This window comes from Qipengyuania sp. B-5 (assembly GCF_056857815.1).
This window is the reverse complement of the sequence record NZ_JBSXNU010000054.1, coordinates 100,812-118,335: the sequence shown is the minus strand read 5'-3', so window position 1 is coordinate 118,335 and position 17,524 is coordinate 100,812. Positions and strand designations below refer to the sequence as shown.

Genomic DNA, 17,524 nt, shown 5'->3' with positions numbered 1-17,524 from the left:
ATGAAGGACGGCCCTTCGACAAGCTCAGGGCGAGCGGGGCTTCGGGTAGCAGATGCTATTCGCGCTGCCGCCGAACGTCTGGCCGCAACCAGCGAAACCGCGCGGCTCGATGCCGAGCTGCTGATGGCCGAGGCGCTGGGCATAGAAAGGTCAGACATGCTGCTGCGCGCGATGCGCGATGCCGTGCCGTCGTCCTTTGCAGGGATGGTCGAGCGCCGCGCCCGGCACGAGCCCGTGGCCCATATCCTTGGCCACCAGGAATTCTTTGGACGCCGCTTCAAGGTAACGCCGGACACGCTGATTCCGCGGGGCGACAGCGAAGTGCTGGTCGAGGCGGCGCTGGAGCTGAAACCCGATGCGGCCCGCGTGCTCGATCCCGGCACGGGGACGGGCGCGTTGCTTCTCAGCGTCATTGCCGAAACCGGCGCGCGGGGCGTGGGCACGGATCGCTCGCCTGCGGCGCTTGGCGTGGCGCATGACAATGCCGACCTCCTTGGCCTGGAAGAGCGCGTCCGCTTCCACCTGCTCGACTGGCGGCAGGAAGGCTGGGCGGACGAACTCGGGTGCTTCGACCTGATCCTTTGCAATCCCCCCTATGTGGAGGAGAATGCCGCGCTCGATCCCGATGTGCGCGACCACGAACCGCATGGCGCGTTGTTCGCAGGCGCCGACGGGCTCGACGATTACCGCATCCTCATCCCGCAATTGCGCAGCCTGATGGAAGATGGCGGGGTGGCGATTCTCGAAATCGGGCACGAGCAGGCGGAGCCCGTAAGCGTTCTTGCGCGGGCGCAGAAATTCGCCGTAAACCTCCGCCGCGACCTTGCGAATCGCCCCCGCGCCCTCATTTTGACATAAAGGGGTTGGCAAAGCGGAATCGAAGCTCTACCTCTGGCCATAGGCCAGTGGTGCGCGGATATGTCCGACCCGCCGGCTCACAGCTCCGACATGGCAGTTCCGGTGCGAGGCGCAGGCCCCGCATACCATGCACAGACAGGAGCACGCATACTGCGTGAGGGCGCAGTATGACCGATGGGCAACGCGGCCAGAGGCGGACCGAGGGTTCGCGCCGCGCCATGAAAAGGACGAGTATTCCTTGAACAACAATCGCAACAACCGTCGCCGCGGTCGTCAGAACAATCGTACCCAGGGCGGCGGCAATTCGGCCAACAGGATCGACAGCCGGGCGCGCGGCAATGCGCCCCAGCTGCTGGACAAATACAAGAAGCTTGCTCAGGACGCCCAGCACAATGGCGACCGCGTTCAGGCCGAGTATTACCTTCAGTTTGCCGACCATTATTTCCGCGTGATCGCCGACAACAAGGCCCGTCAGGACGAGGCCAAGGCCAAGCGGCCAGACGATCGCGGCCAGAACCAGTCGGACGACGAATCGAACGACGACGGTGACGACAACCGCCAGAACCGTCGTCCACGGGTCCGTCGGGATGACGATCAGGGCCAGCAGGACAATCGTGGCCGCAAGCCGCGCCGCGCGTCAAGGGACGATGAAGGCGATAGCGAAGGCAACGATTACGAGCCCGCCGACAACCCTTTCATCCGCAAGGATGACGAGGTCGAAGCGCCCAAGAAGCGCCGTGCCCCGCGCAAGACGAAGAAGGGCGAGGAAGGCGCGCCCGGCAACGAAGGCGAGATCGATGCGGCTGCCTTGCCGCCCGCAATCGGCGGGGACGACAAGCCCGCGCCGCGCCGCCGCCGCAAGGTCGAAGAGAACGAGGATGTGAGCGCGGTCGGCTGATCGCGCTCATCCCGTCTGCTTTTCCTTGCCATCGCCGCGCCCCGGTTTAACAGGCGCAGTCGATGGATCGTATCCCTGAATTCCTGCAGCGCCATCCTTGCTGGAGCGCGCTACTTCTCGGCCTGATTTCGGCGACCGGATTCCAGCCGCTCCACTTGTGGCCCGCAGGGCTTGCTGCGATGGCGGCGTTCGTCTGGCTGGCTTACCAGCAAGACAGCGGCAAGCGCGCATTCCTGCTCGGCTGGCTGTTCGGCGTTGCCCATTTCACGCTGACCAATAACTGGATCGCCACGGCCTTCACCTATCAGGCAGAAATGCCTGCTGCGCTCGGCTGGGCTGCTGTTCCGCTGCTCTCGCTTTACCTCGCGGTCTGGCCTGCCCTGGCAGTGCTTGCTGCATGGCTACTCGGGCGAGGCCGGGGGGTGGGTGTCTTCGCGCTCCTGCTGGGCGCTTTCTGGATTGCGGCGGAATGGCTGCGGAGCTGGGTCTTCACCGGCTATGCCTGGGGCCCGTTCTCGCAAATGATGCTGGGCGATTGGGAGCGGCCAGGCGTCGCGGGCCTGCTGCCCTTCATGGGTTCTTACGCGCTTTCGGGCCTCGTCGTGACCCTTGCCGGCATTTTCGCCCTGCTCGCATCCACGCGTCGCTGGAAAGGTCTGGCGGCAACGATAGTGATCGTGACCGCGGGCATGTTCTGGCCAGCACCCGAAGGCGAAGACGGCTTCCTTCCCCTGACGCTGGTCCAGCCGAACCTGAGGCAGGAAGAACTCGACGATCCGAGCAAATACGAAGAGCAATTCCAGCGCATCGCCACCCTCAGCGAACCGCAGCGTGCCTACAGCCGCAGGCTGGTGCTTTGGCCCGAAAGCGGTGTGCCCGATTATCTGCGAGACGGCTATCCGCAGCGCTATTATACCCAGATGACCGCTGGCGGCGATCCTGCCTTTGCGCGCTTCCGCATCGGCCGGACGATCGGCGAAGGCAGCCTGCTGCTGACAGGCGCAGTCGACCTGGAAATAGCCGAAGTCGAGGGACGGGAGCGGGCGGTGGGAGCCTATAACGCGATCACGCCGATCGATGCCGACGGCAATCTGGGCCAGCGCTACGCCAAGGCGCATCTGGTGCCCTATGGCGAATATCTTCCGATGCGTGCACTGCTTGAGCCGCTCGGAATGTCGCGGCTGGTGGCCGGTTCGATCGATTTCATCCCCGGTCCCGGGCCCCAGACCATCGACCTTGGCGCTTACGGGCAGGCCGGAATGCAGATCTGTTACGAGATCGTTTTCTCGGGCGAGGTAGCCGAACGCGGCAACCGGCCCGATTACATCTTCAACCCCTCCAACGATGGCTGGTTCGGTGCATGGGGGCCACCCCAGCACCTGGCCCAAGCGCGCATGCGGGCGATCGAGGAAGGCCTGCCCGTACTGCGCTCCACCACTACGGGGATCAGCGCAGTCATCGATGCGCGCGGTGTGGTAAGAAGCCATATCGGCCGCGACAAGGCCGACCGGATCGATACGCTCGTGCCTCCCCCCGCAGTTCCTACGTGGTTCGCAAGGCTGGGTCACTGGCTCACGCTTTTATGGGGCGTAGTGCTTCTTGCCGGATCGCTGGTTGCCATGGGCGCGCGCCATCGTTACCAGTCTCGCACAACATAAAGCTTTCTTTATATCTTTCTGCCGGGGTTTTGATGCGCACCAGTTACCTGTTCACTTCCGAAAGCGTTTCGGAAGGCCATCCCGACAAGGTGTCCGACCAGATCAGCGATGCAATCGTCGACCTGATGCTGTCGAAGGACGCGGAATCGCGCGTCGCCTGCGAAACGATGACGACAACTCAGCGCGTGATACTCTCCGGCGAGATTCGCTGCGCGCCGATGTATGACGCAAACAATGCCGCATGGGCCGAGAACGGCGGCTGGGCACCGGGCGCGAAGGAAGAGATCGAACAGGCCGTACGCCGCACCGTTCGCGAAATCGGCTACGAGCAGAGCGGCTTCCACTGGAAGACGCTGGCCTTCGAAAACCACCTCCATGGCCAGTCGAGCGAAATCGCCCAAGGCGTGGACGCTAATGGCAATAAGGACGAAGGCGCTGGCGATCAGGGCATCATGTTCGGCTTCGCCTGCGACGAAACGCCCGATCTCATGCCGGCGACGCTAGATTATTCGCACAAGATCCTCGAGCGGCTCGCCGCCGACCGCAAGAATGGCAAGGCGCCCTTCCTCGAGCCCGATGCCAAGAGCCAATTGTCGCTGCGGTATGAAAACGGCAAGCCGGTCGCCTGCACGGCCATCGTCGTGTCGACCCAGCATGCCAAGGGCTATCACGAGGGCGAGAAGGAAGCCGAGCTCAAGGCCTATGTGAAGGGCGTCGTCGCAGAAATCCTGCCCGAAGGCTGGGTGTCGGACGAGACCGAATGGCACATCAATCCGACCGGCGCTTTCGAGATCGGCGGGCCCGATGGGGACGCAGGCCTGACAGGCCGCAAGATTATCGTCGATACCTATGGTGGTGCGGCGCCGCATGGCGGCGGCGCATTCAGCGGCAAGGATCCGACCAAGGTCGATCGCTCGGCAGCATATATCACCCGCTACCTTGCGAAGAACATTGTCGCGGCGGGCCTTGCCCGGCGCTGCACGATCCAGCTGTCCTATGCGATCGGGGTTTCGAAGCCACTTTCGATCTATGTCGACACGCATGGCACCGGTTCGGAAGGCGTAACCGATGAAGCGCTCGAAGACGCCATCCGCAATATCGAAAAGCTCGGCGGCCTGACCCCGCGTGGTATCCGGATGCACCTCGGCCTAAACAAGCCGATCTATCGCAAAAGTGCCGCTTACGGTCATTTTGGTCGCCAGGCGGATGGTGAATACTTCCCCTGGGAGCGGACAGATCTGATCGAGGACCTGAAAGCTGCTCTGCGCTAACAGGAAAGGGCGGCCATTGCGGGCCGCCCCTTCCGTTAGCTTGCGTCGTTCAATCGAGAATGCCGCGTTGCGGTTCCGGTTTCAACTGATTGCCGAAGTCATCTTCACGCAGCCACTGTCCTACTTTGCGGCCGAATTTGGCGACAGCGTTCATATTGAAAAAGTGCATGAAGCCGAGCGCGACGACGACCAGTCCGATTTTCGTCGATAGAAACTCGAAGGCTTCGGCCATTCCCTGCGGTTCGCTGCCAAACCGCAGCGACAGCAATATCCATCCCAGGTTGACCAGGTAGAAGCCCACGACAAGCAGGTGGTTCGTCGAATAGGCGAGGCTGTCGTCATGCCCGAAGCACTCCTTGAGAAATACGATTCCGTTCTTCGACAGCGTGCGTGCGACCCAGACCGTTAGCGCAATGCTCACGACGAGATAGACGATATAGGCGGGAACGAGGTACATATTGCTTCTCCTCTAATTTCTGTAATTTGAGAAATCACATTTGGGATTGCAGGTATTGTCCATCCTTTCTCAGGTCTGTGGGATCAGGTCTTCGTCTTGCTTCCGGGGAGCAAGCGCGCGACGCGGCTGCCGAGTTTCATCAGCGTGACCAAGGTCGATTTGGGCAGGTGCCGAACGTCGGAATACCAGCTTGCAAGATTGCCGATGAATTCATGCATCCGGCCGATACGTTCGCGCACATGGGCAGGTACGTCATCGCGCTTGCCGAGGCTTTCCGACAATTCGCCAAGCAGCTGGATCGTGGGATCGATCTCGCGCCGCTTGCGCTCGGCCGTGATCTTCATCAGCATGTCCCACAGGTCGCTTTCGGCGACGAAATGGTCACGCCGGTCACCTTCGACGTGAACGCGGCGGACGATCTGGTAGGATTGGAGTTCCTTGAGGCCGTTCGAGACATTGGAGCGGGCCAAGCCCAGCTTTTCGCAAATGTCCTCTGCATGGCGGGGCCTGTCTGAGAGATAGAGCAGGGCATGGACCTGCGCGACCGAGCGATTCACGCCCCACTCGCTGCCCATCTCACCCCAATGGAGGATAAAAGCACGCGCTTCGGGGATGTCCATGATGTCGGCCATAACCGATGCCCTTTTCTCTATTTCTGAAAATACAGAAATTACTGACTACGTCAACGACTTTCCGCAACGCGTCGATATTTCGTCGTTCTAGCTCTTGGCGGGAGAAGGCTTGTCGAGAGTCAGTTCGGCGTCGGAAAAGATGAAGGGGCTGCGCACGCCCGGCATGCCTTCGGGGGCGATCCGCATGCCTCTTGAGACCACTTGCGGATCGGCGAAGACATCGTCGATGGAATTGATCGGACCTGCGGGAATGCCTGATTTCGCACAGGCAGAGAGGAGATTATCGCGTGACCATCCTGCCGTAGCTTCGCCAATAAGCGCGTCGCATTCAGCGCGATGTTCCACACGGTCTGCATTGGTACCGAAGCGCGGATCATCGAGCAGGTCGTTGCGGTCGATCAGCGCCAGCAGCTTCCGGAACAGCGCATCGTTCGCCGGGGCCAGGACCACAGGACCATCCTGTGTCGGGAATACGCCATAGGCGCTGACCTGCGCGTGCGCATTGCCCATGCGTGGCGGGTTCTCCCCGGTCGCAAGGTAACTCATCGCCTGATTGGCAAGCAGGCCGACCGAGCAATCGAGCAGGCTCATGTCGATCCACTGACCTTTGCCCGTGCGATGCCGCATCAACAGCGCTGCCTGCACGGCGTTGGCGGCCCATAATCCGCAGGACAGGTCGCTGATGGACACGCCCATCTTCATGGGATCTCCATCCGGCTCTCCGGTCAGTGCCATGAAGCCGCTCATCGCCTGGATTACGAAGTCGTAGCCGGGCTCGTCGCGGCGCGGCCCATCCTGCCCGAATCCCGTGATAGAACAATAGATTAATCCGGGATTCGCGTGCGCCAACGTCTCGTAATCGAGGCCGAATTTGGCGAGCCCTCCGGGCTTGAAATTCTCCAGCAAGACGTCCGCACCAGTCGTCAGTTCCGCGATGCGCGCAAGTTCGCTCTCGTTTCTGAAATCCGCAGTAATCCCGCGCTTTCCGCGATTACAGGCATGGTAATAGGCGGAGGTCGTTTCGCCGCCATGTTCGACCCAGGGCGGTCCCCAGATACGCGTATTGTCGCCTTCGGGGCTCTCGACCTTGATGACGTCGGCGCCGAGATCGGCGAGAATCTGGCCCGCCCATGGACCGGCCAGGACGCGGGCGAGTTCGAGCACCTTCAATCCTGCGAGCGGGCTGTTCTCGTTACGAGGGTTCTCGAGCCAATCGGCCATGAATGGTCAGCCCAGCGCGACCTCGTATTTCGCGGTCGTTTTCTGGGCGATCTCTTCGGCCGTTACCCCGGGGGCGAGCTCGATGAGTCGGAAAGCGCTCTCGTGATCCGGGCGATGGAACACGCCGAGATTGGTCACGATCATGTCGACCACGTTCTGCCCGGTCAGCGGCAGAGTGCAGGACGGAATGAATTTGGGCGATCCGTCCTTGGCATTGTGGTCCATCACCACGATGATCTTCTTCACGCCGGCCACGAGATCCATCGCGCCGCCCATTCCCTTGATCATCTTGCCGGGAATCATCCAGTTGGCGATATCGCCGTTCTCCGCCACTTCCATCGCGCCGAGCACGGTCAGGTCGATATGGCCGCCGCGGATCATCGCGAAGCTCTGCGCACTGTCGAAATAGGCGCTGTGGGGCAATTCACTGATCGTCTGCTTGCCCGCATTGATCAGGTCGGCATCTTCCTCGCCCTCATATGGAAAGGGGCCGATGCCCAGCATTCCGTTCTCGCTCTGCAGTGTGACATGCATGCCTTCGGGAATGTGGTTGGCGACCAGCGTGGGAATGCCGATACCCAGATTGACGTAGTAGCCGTCTTCCAGCTCCTGCGCAGCGCGCGCGGCCATCTGATTGCGATCCCATCCGGTGAGGGTGGCGGTATCGGTCATGTCAATTGCCTTCGTTCATGATTGCGGGCGCATCGGCTGGGGCGGTTTCGGGCGACCAGCGCGTGCCTTCGGGATAGACTTCTTCCAGCGTGCCTTTCAGCGAATCCCCGTAGACGGGGTTCGGGAAGACGAACCAGCCATTGCCCCAAAGCTGTGCGAGATCGCCCCGCGCCGCGAGTTCGCGCCGGTCGTTGGGGGCGAGTTCCTCATCGTTGAACACATCCGCGAAGTCCCCGAGGTTGTCACCCGCAAGCGCTATTACGCAGTAGCGCTCGGCGATCAACGCACGGCGACCGTCCTTGCCGCCGCCTCCGCCATCATCGCCGCGAAGGTACAGCGTGTCGCGGTGGACTGCCTCGCCAAGGCCGGCCGCAGCAATGGCCCTGGCCGCGCCTTCGGGGCTGAATTCGCGGTTGGTGTTGAAGACCGGGGTAATGCCCGCCTCACGCAGACGACGAATGCCCGTCACTGCACCGGGAACGGGGCGAACGTAGCTTGCCCCCGTTTCTTCCCAGCGCTTCCAGCTTTCGCTGGAAAAGCTCTGGCCGGTGGCAGTGGTCCAATACTCATAGCCGAGGTTGAGAATGACAGTTTCGTCGACGTCGAACACCACCGCCAGCGGTTTCCAGCTATCGCCGCGGGCACAGCTCTGCGGGGCGGCAACTTCGCCGCCGATACCCATGGCCACCGATTGCGGCACGCGCCGCTCGCGCGAGCGCGCGACGGCATAGTCGGCAAGATTGCGCCATGCCTGGATCGAAACACCTGCTGCCTCGCCCGAGCCATAGAGCCATTGCATCGTTGCGGGCGCATCGTTCGATGCGGAAGGCGCTTCGGGCGTGGGGGTGGTCGCGCAGGCGGCGAGCGAAAGAGCCGCGAGAGAGGCAAGGACCGCGCGCATCATGCCGCTTTCCTTTCGCGGGTCGTCACGAATTCGATCATCTTGTCATAGGGCGCGCCCACGATCATGCGCTGGACATAGACGCCAGGCAGGTGGATGCAGTCGGGATCGAGACTGCCCACCGGCACGATCTCTTCCACCTCGACCACGCAGACCTTGCCGCAGGTGGCGGCGGGCTGGTTAAAATTGCGCGCCGTCTTGCGGAAGACGAGGTTGCCGGTCTCGTCCGCCTTCCATGCCTTCACGATGGCCAGGTCGGCGAAGATGCCGCGCTCGAGGATGTAATCCTCGCCGTCGAAGGTCTTAACCTCCTTGCCTTCGGCAACCTGCGTGCCGACGCCGGTCTTGGTGTAGAAACCGGGAATGCCTGCACCGCCCGCGCGCATGCGTTCGGCCAGAGTCCCCTGCGGGCAGAATTCGACTTCGAGCTCGCCCGAAAGGAATTGACGCTCGAACTCCTTGTTCTCGCCGACATAGGAGGAGATCATCTTCTTCACCTGCTGCGTGCGAAGCAGCATGCCGATGCCTTCATTGTCGATCCCGGCATTGTTGCTGGCGAAGGTTAGGTTCTTCACCCCGCTTTCCCGAATAGCGGTCAACAGCCGCTCGGGGATGCCGCAAAGGCCGAAGCCCCCGCTGGCGATCAGCATGTCATCTTTGAGTAGCCCGTCGAGGGCGGAAGCGGCGTCGGGAAAGAGCTTGTTCATCGGACCTCCGTTACGGCTTGGCTGCTAGCGCCGAGTCGGGGAGAAGTCACCCCCGGAACAGGCAGGCGGCGGATAAGCCCCGCCATCCTGGGTCTGGGGCTATGGCAAGAACGCCCCGGGCAGCACCGGATTGTCCATCCGAGCCCGGCTCGATCGGCCGGGTAACTCCTCTTCGAAGCCTTGCGTTTCGCTGCACCTGCGAAAAGTGCGGGAATCGCCATTTAGGAAATTCAGCTGCTTATCTTTTAAGATTGCGCATTTTGCAACAAACATTGTTCTTTTCGCACTTGCACAAAAGATGCTGCGCGAGCATATCACGCCTGCCTTTCAGGCATCCTCTCCCAAGACTTTTTCAGCCCGGTTGGTTCGCCAGCCGGGCTTTTTTCTTGCCCGTGAAGCTTGTGGTTGCGGACCCTCAGGCCCACTCGCTCATTGCATGTCTGTCACCCGTCCCCATTTGCGGGATGGAAACTACACGATTTTGCGAGGGAGTTGCCCCAGATGGCCGATGCGGATGCTGCGACGACGGCGGTAGAGGATAAGACAGTCAGGCTGCAGGTCGCAGCGGCACGGCAGGAAGAAAGCGGTCGGGGCATTGCCAGAATGCCGCGCTCCACCTTTCAGGCGCTCGGCATCACCGAGGGCGACCCGGTGGAAATCGTCGGCAAGCGCGCCACCGTAGCCATCGCCATGTCCGCTTATGACGAGGACCAGTCTATCGAGGTCATCCGGCTCGACGGGCTCCAGCGCGGGAATGCCGAGGTCGGCTCGGGCGAGCATGTCAAGGTGAAGGCCGCCGAATCGCGTCCCGCAACGCGCGTTGTCTTCGCCCCCGCCAATCGCGACATGCGGCTGCAGGGTCCGGCACAGGCGCTCAAGCGCAATTTTGCCGGCAAACCGCTTATGGCTGGCGATCTCGTGGCGACCACCGGCCAGCAGCCGGTGCAGAACATGCCGCCAGAAGTGCGCCGTATGTTCAATGCGCCAGCCTATGCGCTGACCCAGATCCGCCTTTCGGTCGTTTCGACGAGCCCCAAGGGTATCGTCCATATCGACGAGAATACCGAAGTCGAGCTGCGCGCCGAGTTTGAGGCGCCGCGCGATGCTCGCGCGGTGGTGAACTATGACGATGTTGGCGGTATCGAGGAGACCATCCAGGCGCTGCGCGAAATGGTCGAGCTGCCGCTGCGCTATCCCGAACTCTTTACACGGCTTGGCGTCGATCCGCCCAAGGGCGTGCTGCTCCATGGCCCTCCCGGCACTGGTAAAACCCGGTTGGCTCAGGCAGTAGCCAACGAAAGCGACGCGAATTTCTTCACCATCAACGGCCCCGAAATCATGGGCTCTGGCTATGGTGATAGTGAGAAGGCGCTGCGGCAGGTGTTCGAGCAGGCGACCAAGGCTGCGCCGGCGATCATCTTCATCGACGAGATCGACTCCATCGCCCCCAAGCGTGACCGCGTACCCGGTGAAGCGGAGAAGCGCCTTGTCGCGCAATTGCTGACGCTGATGGACGGGCTGGAATCACGCTCGAACCTCGTGGTTATCGCGGCGACGAACCGCCCCGAAGCGATTGACGAGGCGCTCCGCAGGCCGGGCCGGTTCGACCGCGAAATCGTCATCGGCGTACCCGACGAAAAGGGCCGCCGCGAGATCCTGGGCATCCACACCCGCGGTATGCCGCTGGGTGACAAGGTCGACCTGGCCGAGCTTGCCAAGGCTACTTATGGCTTTGTCGGCGCGGATATCGCTGCCCTGACGCGCGAGGCAGCAATCGACGCTGTGCGCCGGATCATGCCCAAGATCGATCTCGACGAGCGCACGATCCCGCCCGAAGTGCTCGACGAGCTCTACGTCGGCCGCGAGGATTTTCTCTCCGCGTTGAAGCGCGTCCAGCCCAGCGCCATGCGCGAGGTCATGGTTCAGGTGCCCAATGTCGGCTGGTCCGACATCGGCGGTGTGGGCGATGCGATCGAGAAGCTGAAGGAAGGCATCGAACTCCCGCTGAAGAATCCCGACGCCTTCCACCGCCTCGGGATCAGGCCCGCCAAGGGTTTCCTGCTCTATGGCCCGCCGGGCACGGGCAAGACGCTGCTGGCCAAGGCGGTCGCCAAGGAAGCTGAAGCGAACTTCATCTCGATGAAATCGAGCGATCTGCTGTCCAAATGGTATGGCGAGAGCGAGCAGCAGATTGCCCGAATGTTCAAGCGTGCACGCGCGGTGGCTCCATGCGTCGTCTTCATCGACGAGATCGATAGCCTGGTGCCGGCACGCGGTAGCGGCCAGAGCGAGCCCCAGGTCACGGGCCGTGTGGTCAATACGATCCTTGCCGAGATGGACGGGCTGGAAGAGCTGCAATCCGTCGTGGTCATCGGCGCGACCAATCGCCCGACACTGGTCGATCCTGCCCTGCTACGCCCGGGCCGGTTCGATGAACTGGTCTATGTCGGCACGCCCGACAAGACAGGACGCGCGCAGATTCTTGGAATTCACACGCAAAGCATGCCTCTGGCAGAGGACGTCGATCTTGCCGATGTTGCGGGCAAGACCGAACGCTTTACAGGCGCGGACCTTGAGGACGTGGTGAGGCGGGCAGGGCTGAATGCCCTGAAACGCTCTGGCGGCGATGTGCGGGAAGTTACCTCTGCAGATTTCGCCGAAGCACTAAAGGATAGCCGCGCCACGGTAACCAGCCAGATGGAAGCCGAATACAGGAAGATGCGTGGCGAATTGAAAAAGCGGGCGGCAGAGGTCCAGCCGATCGGTTTCATTCACGAGGGGATGGTCGAGAGTACCCGCGACGCCAAGCACGGCAGCGAGCAAAGCTAGCCTTGTATGACCCGCTGGTTCGCTGCCTCCACTTCGAGGCGGTGGCGGATCAGCGCATCGGGCTGGTTCTGCCTCAGCCATGTCAGCATGTGTTCCCTGACCTCGCAACGCAGGGTCCACAGGTCGCCGATGGTGTCGGCGCTCATCGAGAGGCGCAGCGCGACGCTTTCGGGATAGGCCTCGGTCATCAGCAAGGCGAGATTGCGGCCATCCCATAGAGGATGCGCCTTCACGAAACGTTCGAATTCCTGCCGGATGGGTTCGATTTCGGCGGCCGGATCCAGATGGAGCATCACCGGCCCGGTCAGCTTCTCGCTCACGCGTGACCAGTTCTCGAAACTCTGGTCGAGGAAACGGATGGTAGGCACCACGAGGACGCGTTCGTCCCAGGTGCGAACCGTGACATAGCTCATGCGGATCTCTTCCACCCTTCCGGTCTCCCCGTCGACCCTCACGAGGTCGCCGATACGGAGCGGTTGGGTAAGCGCCATCTGCAATCCGGCTATGAGCGATTTCAGAGCGGGTTGCGCGGCGGCACCGACTGCCAAGGCTGCAAGACCGGCCGATGCCAGCATCGTCGTGCCGACGTCGCGCACGCCCGGGATGTTCAGCATGATGAGTGAAATGGTGATTATGACGATAGCCACACGCGCCGTGCGGGAAAGAATGGCGATCCGTGTGCGATAACCACGGTTGGCAACCTCATCGCCGGTCAGTTCAAGCTGACGCTCGTATCCGGCGGCAAGACCCTTCACCAGGGCGAAAGCTGCCCAGCCTACTACGGCGGGTGTCAGGAAGCTGGCGAACACGTCCCAGCCATTGCCGACAAGGGCATCGTTCTCGGCAGCAATGGAGATTGCGAAAGCCACCATCGCCCAGCGCATCGGATTGCGGATTTTCTCGACGACCACATCGTCCATCTGGCTGGTCGATGCGCGGGTAATCTTGCGCAGGATTGCGAACACCACCCAGTGAATGATCAGAGCACCGAGTAATGCCGCGCCCAGCGCGATCAGCGTATGGATCAACCCTTCCTGCGATATGGGCCAATTCTGCGGGTAATAGCGTTCGAGCATGACGGGCTCTGCCCTATTGGGGAGGGGGCGGACTTGCAAGGCGCTCGGTTTTGTCGACATGGGGGAGCTCGATCTCGACCAGCAAGCCTTCGGTCGTGAAGTCCCGGCTGACGGAACCTCCGAACTGCCGGGCAGCGCTCTCCATCAGCAGGCTGCCGAACCCCTTGTGCTCGGGTGGATCGACAATCGGCACGCCCTTTTCGTGCCATTTGAGCCGGACGGAGTCGCCGACCCATTTCCACGAAATATCGATCTCGCCCCCGTTGGCCCACGCGCCGTATTTGACTGCATTGGTGGTCAACTCGTGGAGGACCAGACCCAGGGGCGTGATGCGCTTCGCGGGTAGCAATACTTCGGGTCCCTCGACCTTCGCGGGCTGGCTTTGCGAACGATAGGGTGCGAGCGTCGTTTCGATCAGCGTCTCGAGCGAGGCGAGTTCACGATCCAATTCGCCCTGGCTGACCTCATGCGCCGTCAGCAGGGCGCGAACACGTTGGGCGATCGCATCGGTTACCGGCTTGGCTTCCGGCTTGTCCTTGGCGCTCATCTGCACGATGGCAAGCACCACCGCGAAGAGGTTCTTGACCCTGTGGTTGAGCTCGCGCGCCAGCAGGTCGGCGCGATCGCGAGCCTCTCCGACCGCCACTGCCTGTGCAGCTTCGGCCTGGTGCCGCGCGGCACGCGAAACGAGCCGCGAACCGAGCATTATCGCGATGATCAAAAGCGCGATCAATGTGCCGAGCAATGGCAGAACCCGGCCTTCGATCCGCGCGGTTTCCGCAGCTTGTTCCGCCAGAAGCCGCCGCTCGATGTCTTCCATCTCGCTCAGCGCGCGGCGTAACCTTTCCATCGTCTCCTGACCTTCGTCGGTCAGGACGGCCCGGCGCGCGTCGAGTAAGCGGCCATCTTCCAGAAGGATGACGGAATTTTCCATCTCCGAAAATCTTGCGCGGGCCAGCACATCGATCTCGTCGAGCAATTCTTCCTGACGGGTAGTGGCATCTTCGGAGAGAAGTTCGCGTAGTCGCCGCAGGGTGGGATCGATCAGCTCGCGGCCTTTTCTGTACGGCTCGAGATAGCGTCGGTCGAGCGTGATAAGATAGCCGCGCTGACCGGTTTCTCCGTTGAGCGCGGCGGAATCGACACGCTGAAGCTCTTCGATGATCTCGGCCGTGAGCTGCGAGCGGGCGCGCTGCAGACGTTCTGCCTCCACCGTTTGATAAACGAGGAAGATGAGCCCCATCATCGCGGCGGCTATGAACAGCAGCACCGCCGCATTCGGCAGTCTGGTCCCCCACTGAAAGCGACTCCGATCCATGCCTAGTGCGCCGCTCCCCAACTCCTGCCGGTTCCGATATCGACTCCCAGCGGGACAGACAACTCCACAGCTGGATTATGCGCGTTTGCCATCACCCGCTCGATGACCTTGGAAGCCGCATCGACATCTGCTTCGGGAAGCTCGAATACGAGTTCGTCGTGAACCTGCAGCAGCATGCGGACATCTCGCAGCCCTGCCTCGTTCAGCGCCGGCCCCATCCGCACCATTGCGCGCTTGATGATATCTGCGCTGGTGCCCTGTATCGGGGCGTTGATTGCCGCGCGCTCCGACCCCGCACGCTCGTTCTGATTCTTCGAATTGATACGCGGAAACCAGGTCTTCCGGCCGAAGAGAGTTTCCGAATACCCCTTTTCACGCACGCTTTCGAGGGTGTGGAGGATATATTTCTGGATTCCCGGAAAGCGCTTGAAATAGGTGTCGATCATGGCCTGCGCTTCGTCGGGTTCGACACCGAGCCGGCCCGCTAGACCCCAACGCGAGATGCCGTAGAGGATGGCGAAATTGATGGTCTTGGCGCGAGCGCGGGAGTCGCGAGTGACTTCGCCGAACATTTCGGTTGCGGTGCGCGCGTGGATGTCTTCGCCATTCTCAAAGGCGTCCTTGAGCGGGCCGACATCCGCCATGTGAGCGGCGAGGCGCAGTTCGATCTGCGAATAGTCGGCTGCCAGCAATACATTTCCTTCGTCCGCCACGAAGGCTTCGCGGATCTGGCGGCCGATTTCCGTGCGGATCGGAATGTTCTGCAGGTTCGGATCGGTCGAGGAAAGCCGCCCGGTCTGCGCGCCGACAAGGCTGTAGCTCGTGTGCACTCGGCCGGTCTCCGGGTTGATGGCCTGCTGCAGCGCGTCGGTATAGGTGGACTTCAGCTTGGTTAGCTGCCGCCATTCAAGCACCTTGTTCGCGATTTCCGCCCCATCGATCGACAAGCGTTCCAGCACCGACTGGTCGGTCGAATATTGTCCGCTCTTCCCTTTCTTGCCGCCCTTGTGGCCAAGTTTGTCGAACAGGATATCGCCCAGCTGCTTGGGGCTGCCGACCGTGAATTCCTGGCCGGCAAGAGTATGGATTTCGCCTTCGAGTCTTGCCGTTTCCGTGGCAAACTCCTCGGACAGCTTTGCCAGCCGTGCGCGGTCCACCTTTACGCCGTGCCGTTCCATCCCTGCCACAACCGGCACGAGCGGACGGTCGACGCGCTCGTAAACCTTCGTGCCTCCCTCCAGTGGCAGGCGGCGGCGCAAATGGGCGTGCAGGCGCCAGGTGACGTCCGCGTCTTCCGCCGCATATTCGGTTGCCTTGTCCAGCGGCACTTCGCCGAAGGGGATCGCCTTCTTGCCCGTCCCGCAGATCTCCTTGAAGCTGAGACAGGTGTGGCCGAGATGGCGTTCGGCAAGCTCGTCCATACCATGGCCACCGCCGATCCCGGATTCGCTGCGTCCGGCGTCGAGCGCGAAGCTGATGATCATAGTATCGTCGATGGGGGACACCATGATGCCCTGTCTTGCCAGGACATTCAGGTCGTACTTGCCGTTCTGAAAAATCTTCAGGACCGCATCGTCTTCCAGCATCGGCTTGAGCGCTGCGAGCGCCGCCTCCATTCCAATCTGTTCCGGACGTTCCGCAAACATATCGCTGCCGCCATGCCCCAGCGGGATATAGCAGGCCTCGTTCGGACCGACCGCCAGACTGACGCCGACAAGATCGCACAGCATGCAATCGAGCGAACTGGTTTCTGTATCCACTGCGACGAGCCGCGTCTCTTTCGCGCGCTGGATCCAGTGCTCCAGCCGGTCCATCGTCTGGACGCATTCGTAGGCGCTGCGATCGACTTCGGGCATTTCGGGGAGCGGCTGCACATTGCCTTCGCTGCTCGCCTCGGCCCCTGCGGTCTGCTGTCGGGGAGGATTGAGATCGGTCCTCCGGTTCGGGCTGCCCGTGCCCGATTCCAGACGGCGCAGCAGGCTGGTGAAGCCATGCTTTTCGAGGAATGCCGAAAGCGGCTCTTTCGGGACCCCGTCGAGCTTCATATCTTCCAGCTTGACCGGAAGATCGCAATCCTCGCGCAGAGTGACAAGAACGCGGCTGAGTTCCGCATTGGCACGGTGTTCCAGCAAGCGTTCCTTGAGCTTGCTTTTCTTCATCCCCTCGGCAGCATCGAGCGCGGCGGTGAGGTCTCCATGTTCGACGATCAGCTTGCTCGCGGTTTTCGGACCGACCCCGAAGATGCCGGGGATGTTGTCGACCGAATCGCCCATCAGCGCGAGGACATCGCCCACCTTCTCGGGCGGAACGCCGAACTTCTCGATCACTTCCTCGCGCCCGATACGCTGGCTCTTCATCGTGTCGAGCATATCGATGCAACCGCCGGTTTCGACCCCCGGCTCCAGATCCTCGTCGGCGCATTTGCCGATGAGCTGCATCAGGTCCTTGTCGGAGGAAACGATGGTCACGTCCCACCCCTTGCGCGTGGCTGCCCGCGCATAGGACGCAATCATATCATCCGCCTCGACATCGGGTTCCTCGATGCAGGGAAGGCTGAAAGCGCGCGTCGCATCGCGGATCAGAGGAAATTGCGGCACCAGATCCTCTGGCGGATCGGGACGGTTGGCCTTGTACTGGTCGTAAATTTCGTTGCGGAAGGAATGGCTCGACTTGTCGAGGATTACTGCAAGGTGGGTCGGGCCATCGGCCTTGTCGAGATCGTCGGCCAGCTTCCACAGCATCGTCGTATAGCCATAGACCGCGCCCACGGGCGTACCCTCCGGATCGGTAAGCGGCGGCAGGCGATGATAGGCCCGGAATATATAGGCGGAACCATCGACGAGGTAGAGGTGCTGTTTGTCGGCCATCCAAGCGGCACTAGCAGTGAGTCGTGCGCATGGGGAGCGGCAACCGGCGGAAAAATGTGACCTAAAAACGGCGGAAATGCGGCAATTCCGCTGAAAAGAAGGAGAAATCGCTTGCGGCGCCACAATCCCGCCACTATTTAGACATCGTAAGGCCCGAAT

The 17,524-nt window shown here is 61.7% G+C and carries 14 protein-coding genes; 5 read left to right on the top strand and 9 right to left on the bottom strand.

From position 1 onward, the window contains the following. The 4 genes from prmC (at nucleotide 1) to metK (ending at nucleotide 4,685) form a co-directional block, all read left to right on the top strand. Nucleotides 1-858, top strand: coding sequence for a peptide chain release factor N(5)-glutamine methyltransferase (gene prmC, locus AC13CE_RS14130; RefSeq protein ID WP_482972765.1), 858 nt, complete (start codon nucleotides 1-3; stop codon nucleotides 856-858). A gap of 238 nt (nucleotides 859-1,096) precedes the next feature. Further along, nucleotides 1,097-1,756: a DUF4167 domain-containing protein gene (locus tag AC13CE_RS14125; RefSeq protein WP_482972764.1), complete on the top strand. Its 660-nt coding sequence runs from the start codon at nucleotides 1,097-1,099 to the stop codon at nucleotides 1,754-1,756. A gap of 62 nt (nucleotides 1,757-1,818) precedes the next feature. After that, nucleotides 1,819-3,414, top strand: a complete 1,596-nt coding sequence (gene lnt, locus AC13CE_RS14120) for an apolipoprotein N-acyltransferase (protein WP_482972763.1) — start codon at nucleotides 1,819-1,821, stop codon at nucleotides 3,412-3,414. A 32-nt stretch (nucleotides 3,415-3,446) separates the two neighbouring features. Continuing rightward, the gene (metK, locus tag AC13CE_RS14115; protein WP_473820352.1) at nucleotides 3,447-4,685 is read left to right on the top strand and encodes a methionine adenosyltransferase; all 1,239 of its coding nucleotides are present in this window, start codon (nucleotides 3,447-3,449) and stop codon (nucleotides 4,683-4,685) included. 49 nt (nucleotides 4,686-4,734) lie between these two features. Here the strand turns inward: metK and AC13CE_RS14110 are convergent, their stop codons facing one another. The 6 genes from AC13CE_RS14110 to AC13CE_RS14085 all read right to left on the bottom strand — a co-directional run bounded on the left by AC13CE_RS14110 (nucleotide 4,735) and on the right by AC13CE_RS14085 (nucleotide 9,275). After that, nucleotides 4,735-5,142 carry a hypothetical protein gene (locus tag AC13CE_RS14110; RefSeq protein WP_482972762.1) on the bottom strand — a complete coding sequence of 136 codons (408 nt, stop codon included), beginning with the start codon at nucleotides 5,140-5,142 and terminating at the stop codon, nucleotides 4,735-4,737. Nucleotides 5,143-5,225: 83 nt separating this feature from the next. After that, a complete protein-coding gene (locus AC13CE_RS14105) occupies nucleotides 5,226-5,774 on the bottom strand; it encodes a GbsR/MarR family transcriptional regulator (RefSeq protein ID WP_473820354.1) in 549 nt (182 codons plus the stop codon). Nucleotides 5,775-5,861: 87 nt separating this feature from the next. Beyond that, nucleotides 5,862-6,995: a CaiB/BaiF CoA transferase family protein gene (locus tag AC13CE_RS14100; RefSeq protein ID WP_482972761.1), complete on the bottom strand. Its 1,134-nt coding sequence runs from the start codon at nucleotides 6,993-6,995 to the stop codon at nucleotides 5,862-5,864. Between the two features lie 6 nt (nucleotides 6,996-7,001). Further along, nucleotides 7,002-7,667 (bottom strand): CoA transferase subunit B, encoded by a 666-nt coding sequence (locus AC13CE_RS14095; RefSeq protein WP_160727780.1) that lies wholly within the window; start codon nucleotides 7,665-7,667, stop codon nucleotides 7,002-7,004. Nucleotide 7,668: 1 nt separating this feature from the next. Continuing rightward, nucleotides 7,669-8,571: an HAD family acid phosphatase gene (locus AC13CE_RS14090; RefSeq protein ID WP_482972760.1), complete on the bottom strand. Its 903-nt coding sequence runs from the start codon at nucleotides 8,569-8,571 to the stop codon at nucleotides 7,669-7,671. After that, nucleotides 8,568-9,275: a CoA transferase subunit A gene (locus AC13CE_RS14085; RefSeq protein WP_482972759.1), complete on the bottom strand. Its 708-nt coding sequence runs from the start codon at nucleotides 9,273-9,275 to the stop codon at nucleotides 8,568-8,570. The genes AC13CE_RS14090 and AC13CE_RS14085 overlap by 4 nt, the downstream gene beginning before the upstream one ends. Nucleotides 9,276-9,776: 501 nt before the next feature. Here AC13CE_RS14085 and AC13CE_RS14080 point away from each other — a divergent pair. Then, the gene (locus AC13CE_RS14080; protein ID WP_473820357.1) at nucleotides 9,777-12,104 is read left to right on the top strand and encodes a CDC48 family AAA ATPase; all 2,328 of its coding nucleotides are present in this window, start codon (nucleotides 9,777-9,779) and stop codon (nucleotides 12,102-12,104) included. Here the strand turns inward: AC13CE_RS14080 and AC13CE_RS14075 are convergent. Genes AC13CE_RS14075 through polA form a run of 3 tightly spaced genes read right to left on the bottom strand, consistent with a single transcriptional unit; the run spans nucleotide 12,101 to nucleotide 17,365 of the window. Then, nucleotides 12,101-13,180, bottom strand: a complete 1,080-nt coding sequence (locus AC13CE_RS14075) for a mechanosensitive ion channel family protein (RefSeq protein ID WP_482972758.1) — start codon at nucleotides 13,178-13,180, stop codon at nucleotides 12,101-12,103. The two genes, AC13CE_RS14080 and AC13CE_RS14075, sit on opposite strands and share 4 nt — an antisense overlap. Before the next feature lie 13 nt (nucleotides 13,181-13,193). Further along, the gene (locus AC13CE_RS14070) at nucleotides 13,194-14,498 is read right to left on the bottom strand and encodes a sensor histidine kinase (protein WP_473820359.1); all 1,305 of its coding nucleotides are present in this window, start codon (nucleotides 14,496-14,498) and stop codon (nucleotides 13,194-13,196) included. 2 nt (nucleotides 14,499-14,500) lie between these two features. Continuing rightward, complete coding sequence (gene polA, locus AC13CE_RS14065; RefSeq protein ID WP_482972757.1) at nucleotides 14,501-17,365, bottom strand: DNA polymerase I; 2,865 nt, start codon at nucleotides 17,363-17,365, stop codon at nucleotides 14,501-14,503. Nucleotides 17,366-17,524 lie beyond the last annotated feature (159 nt).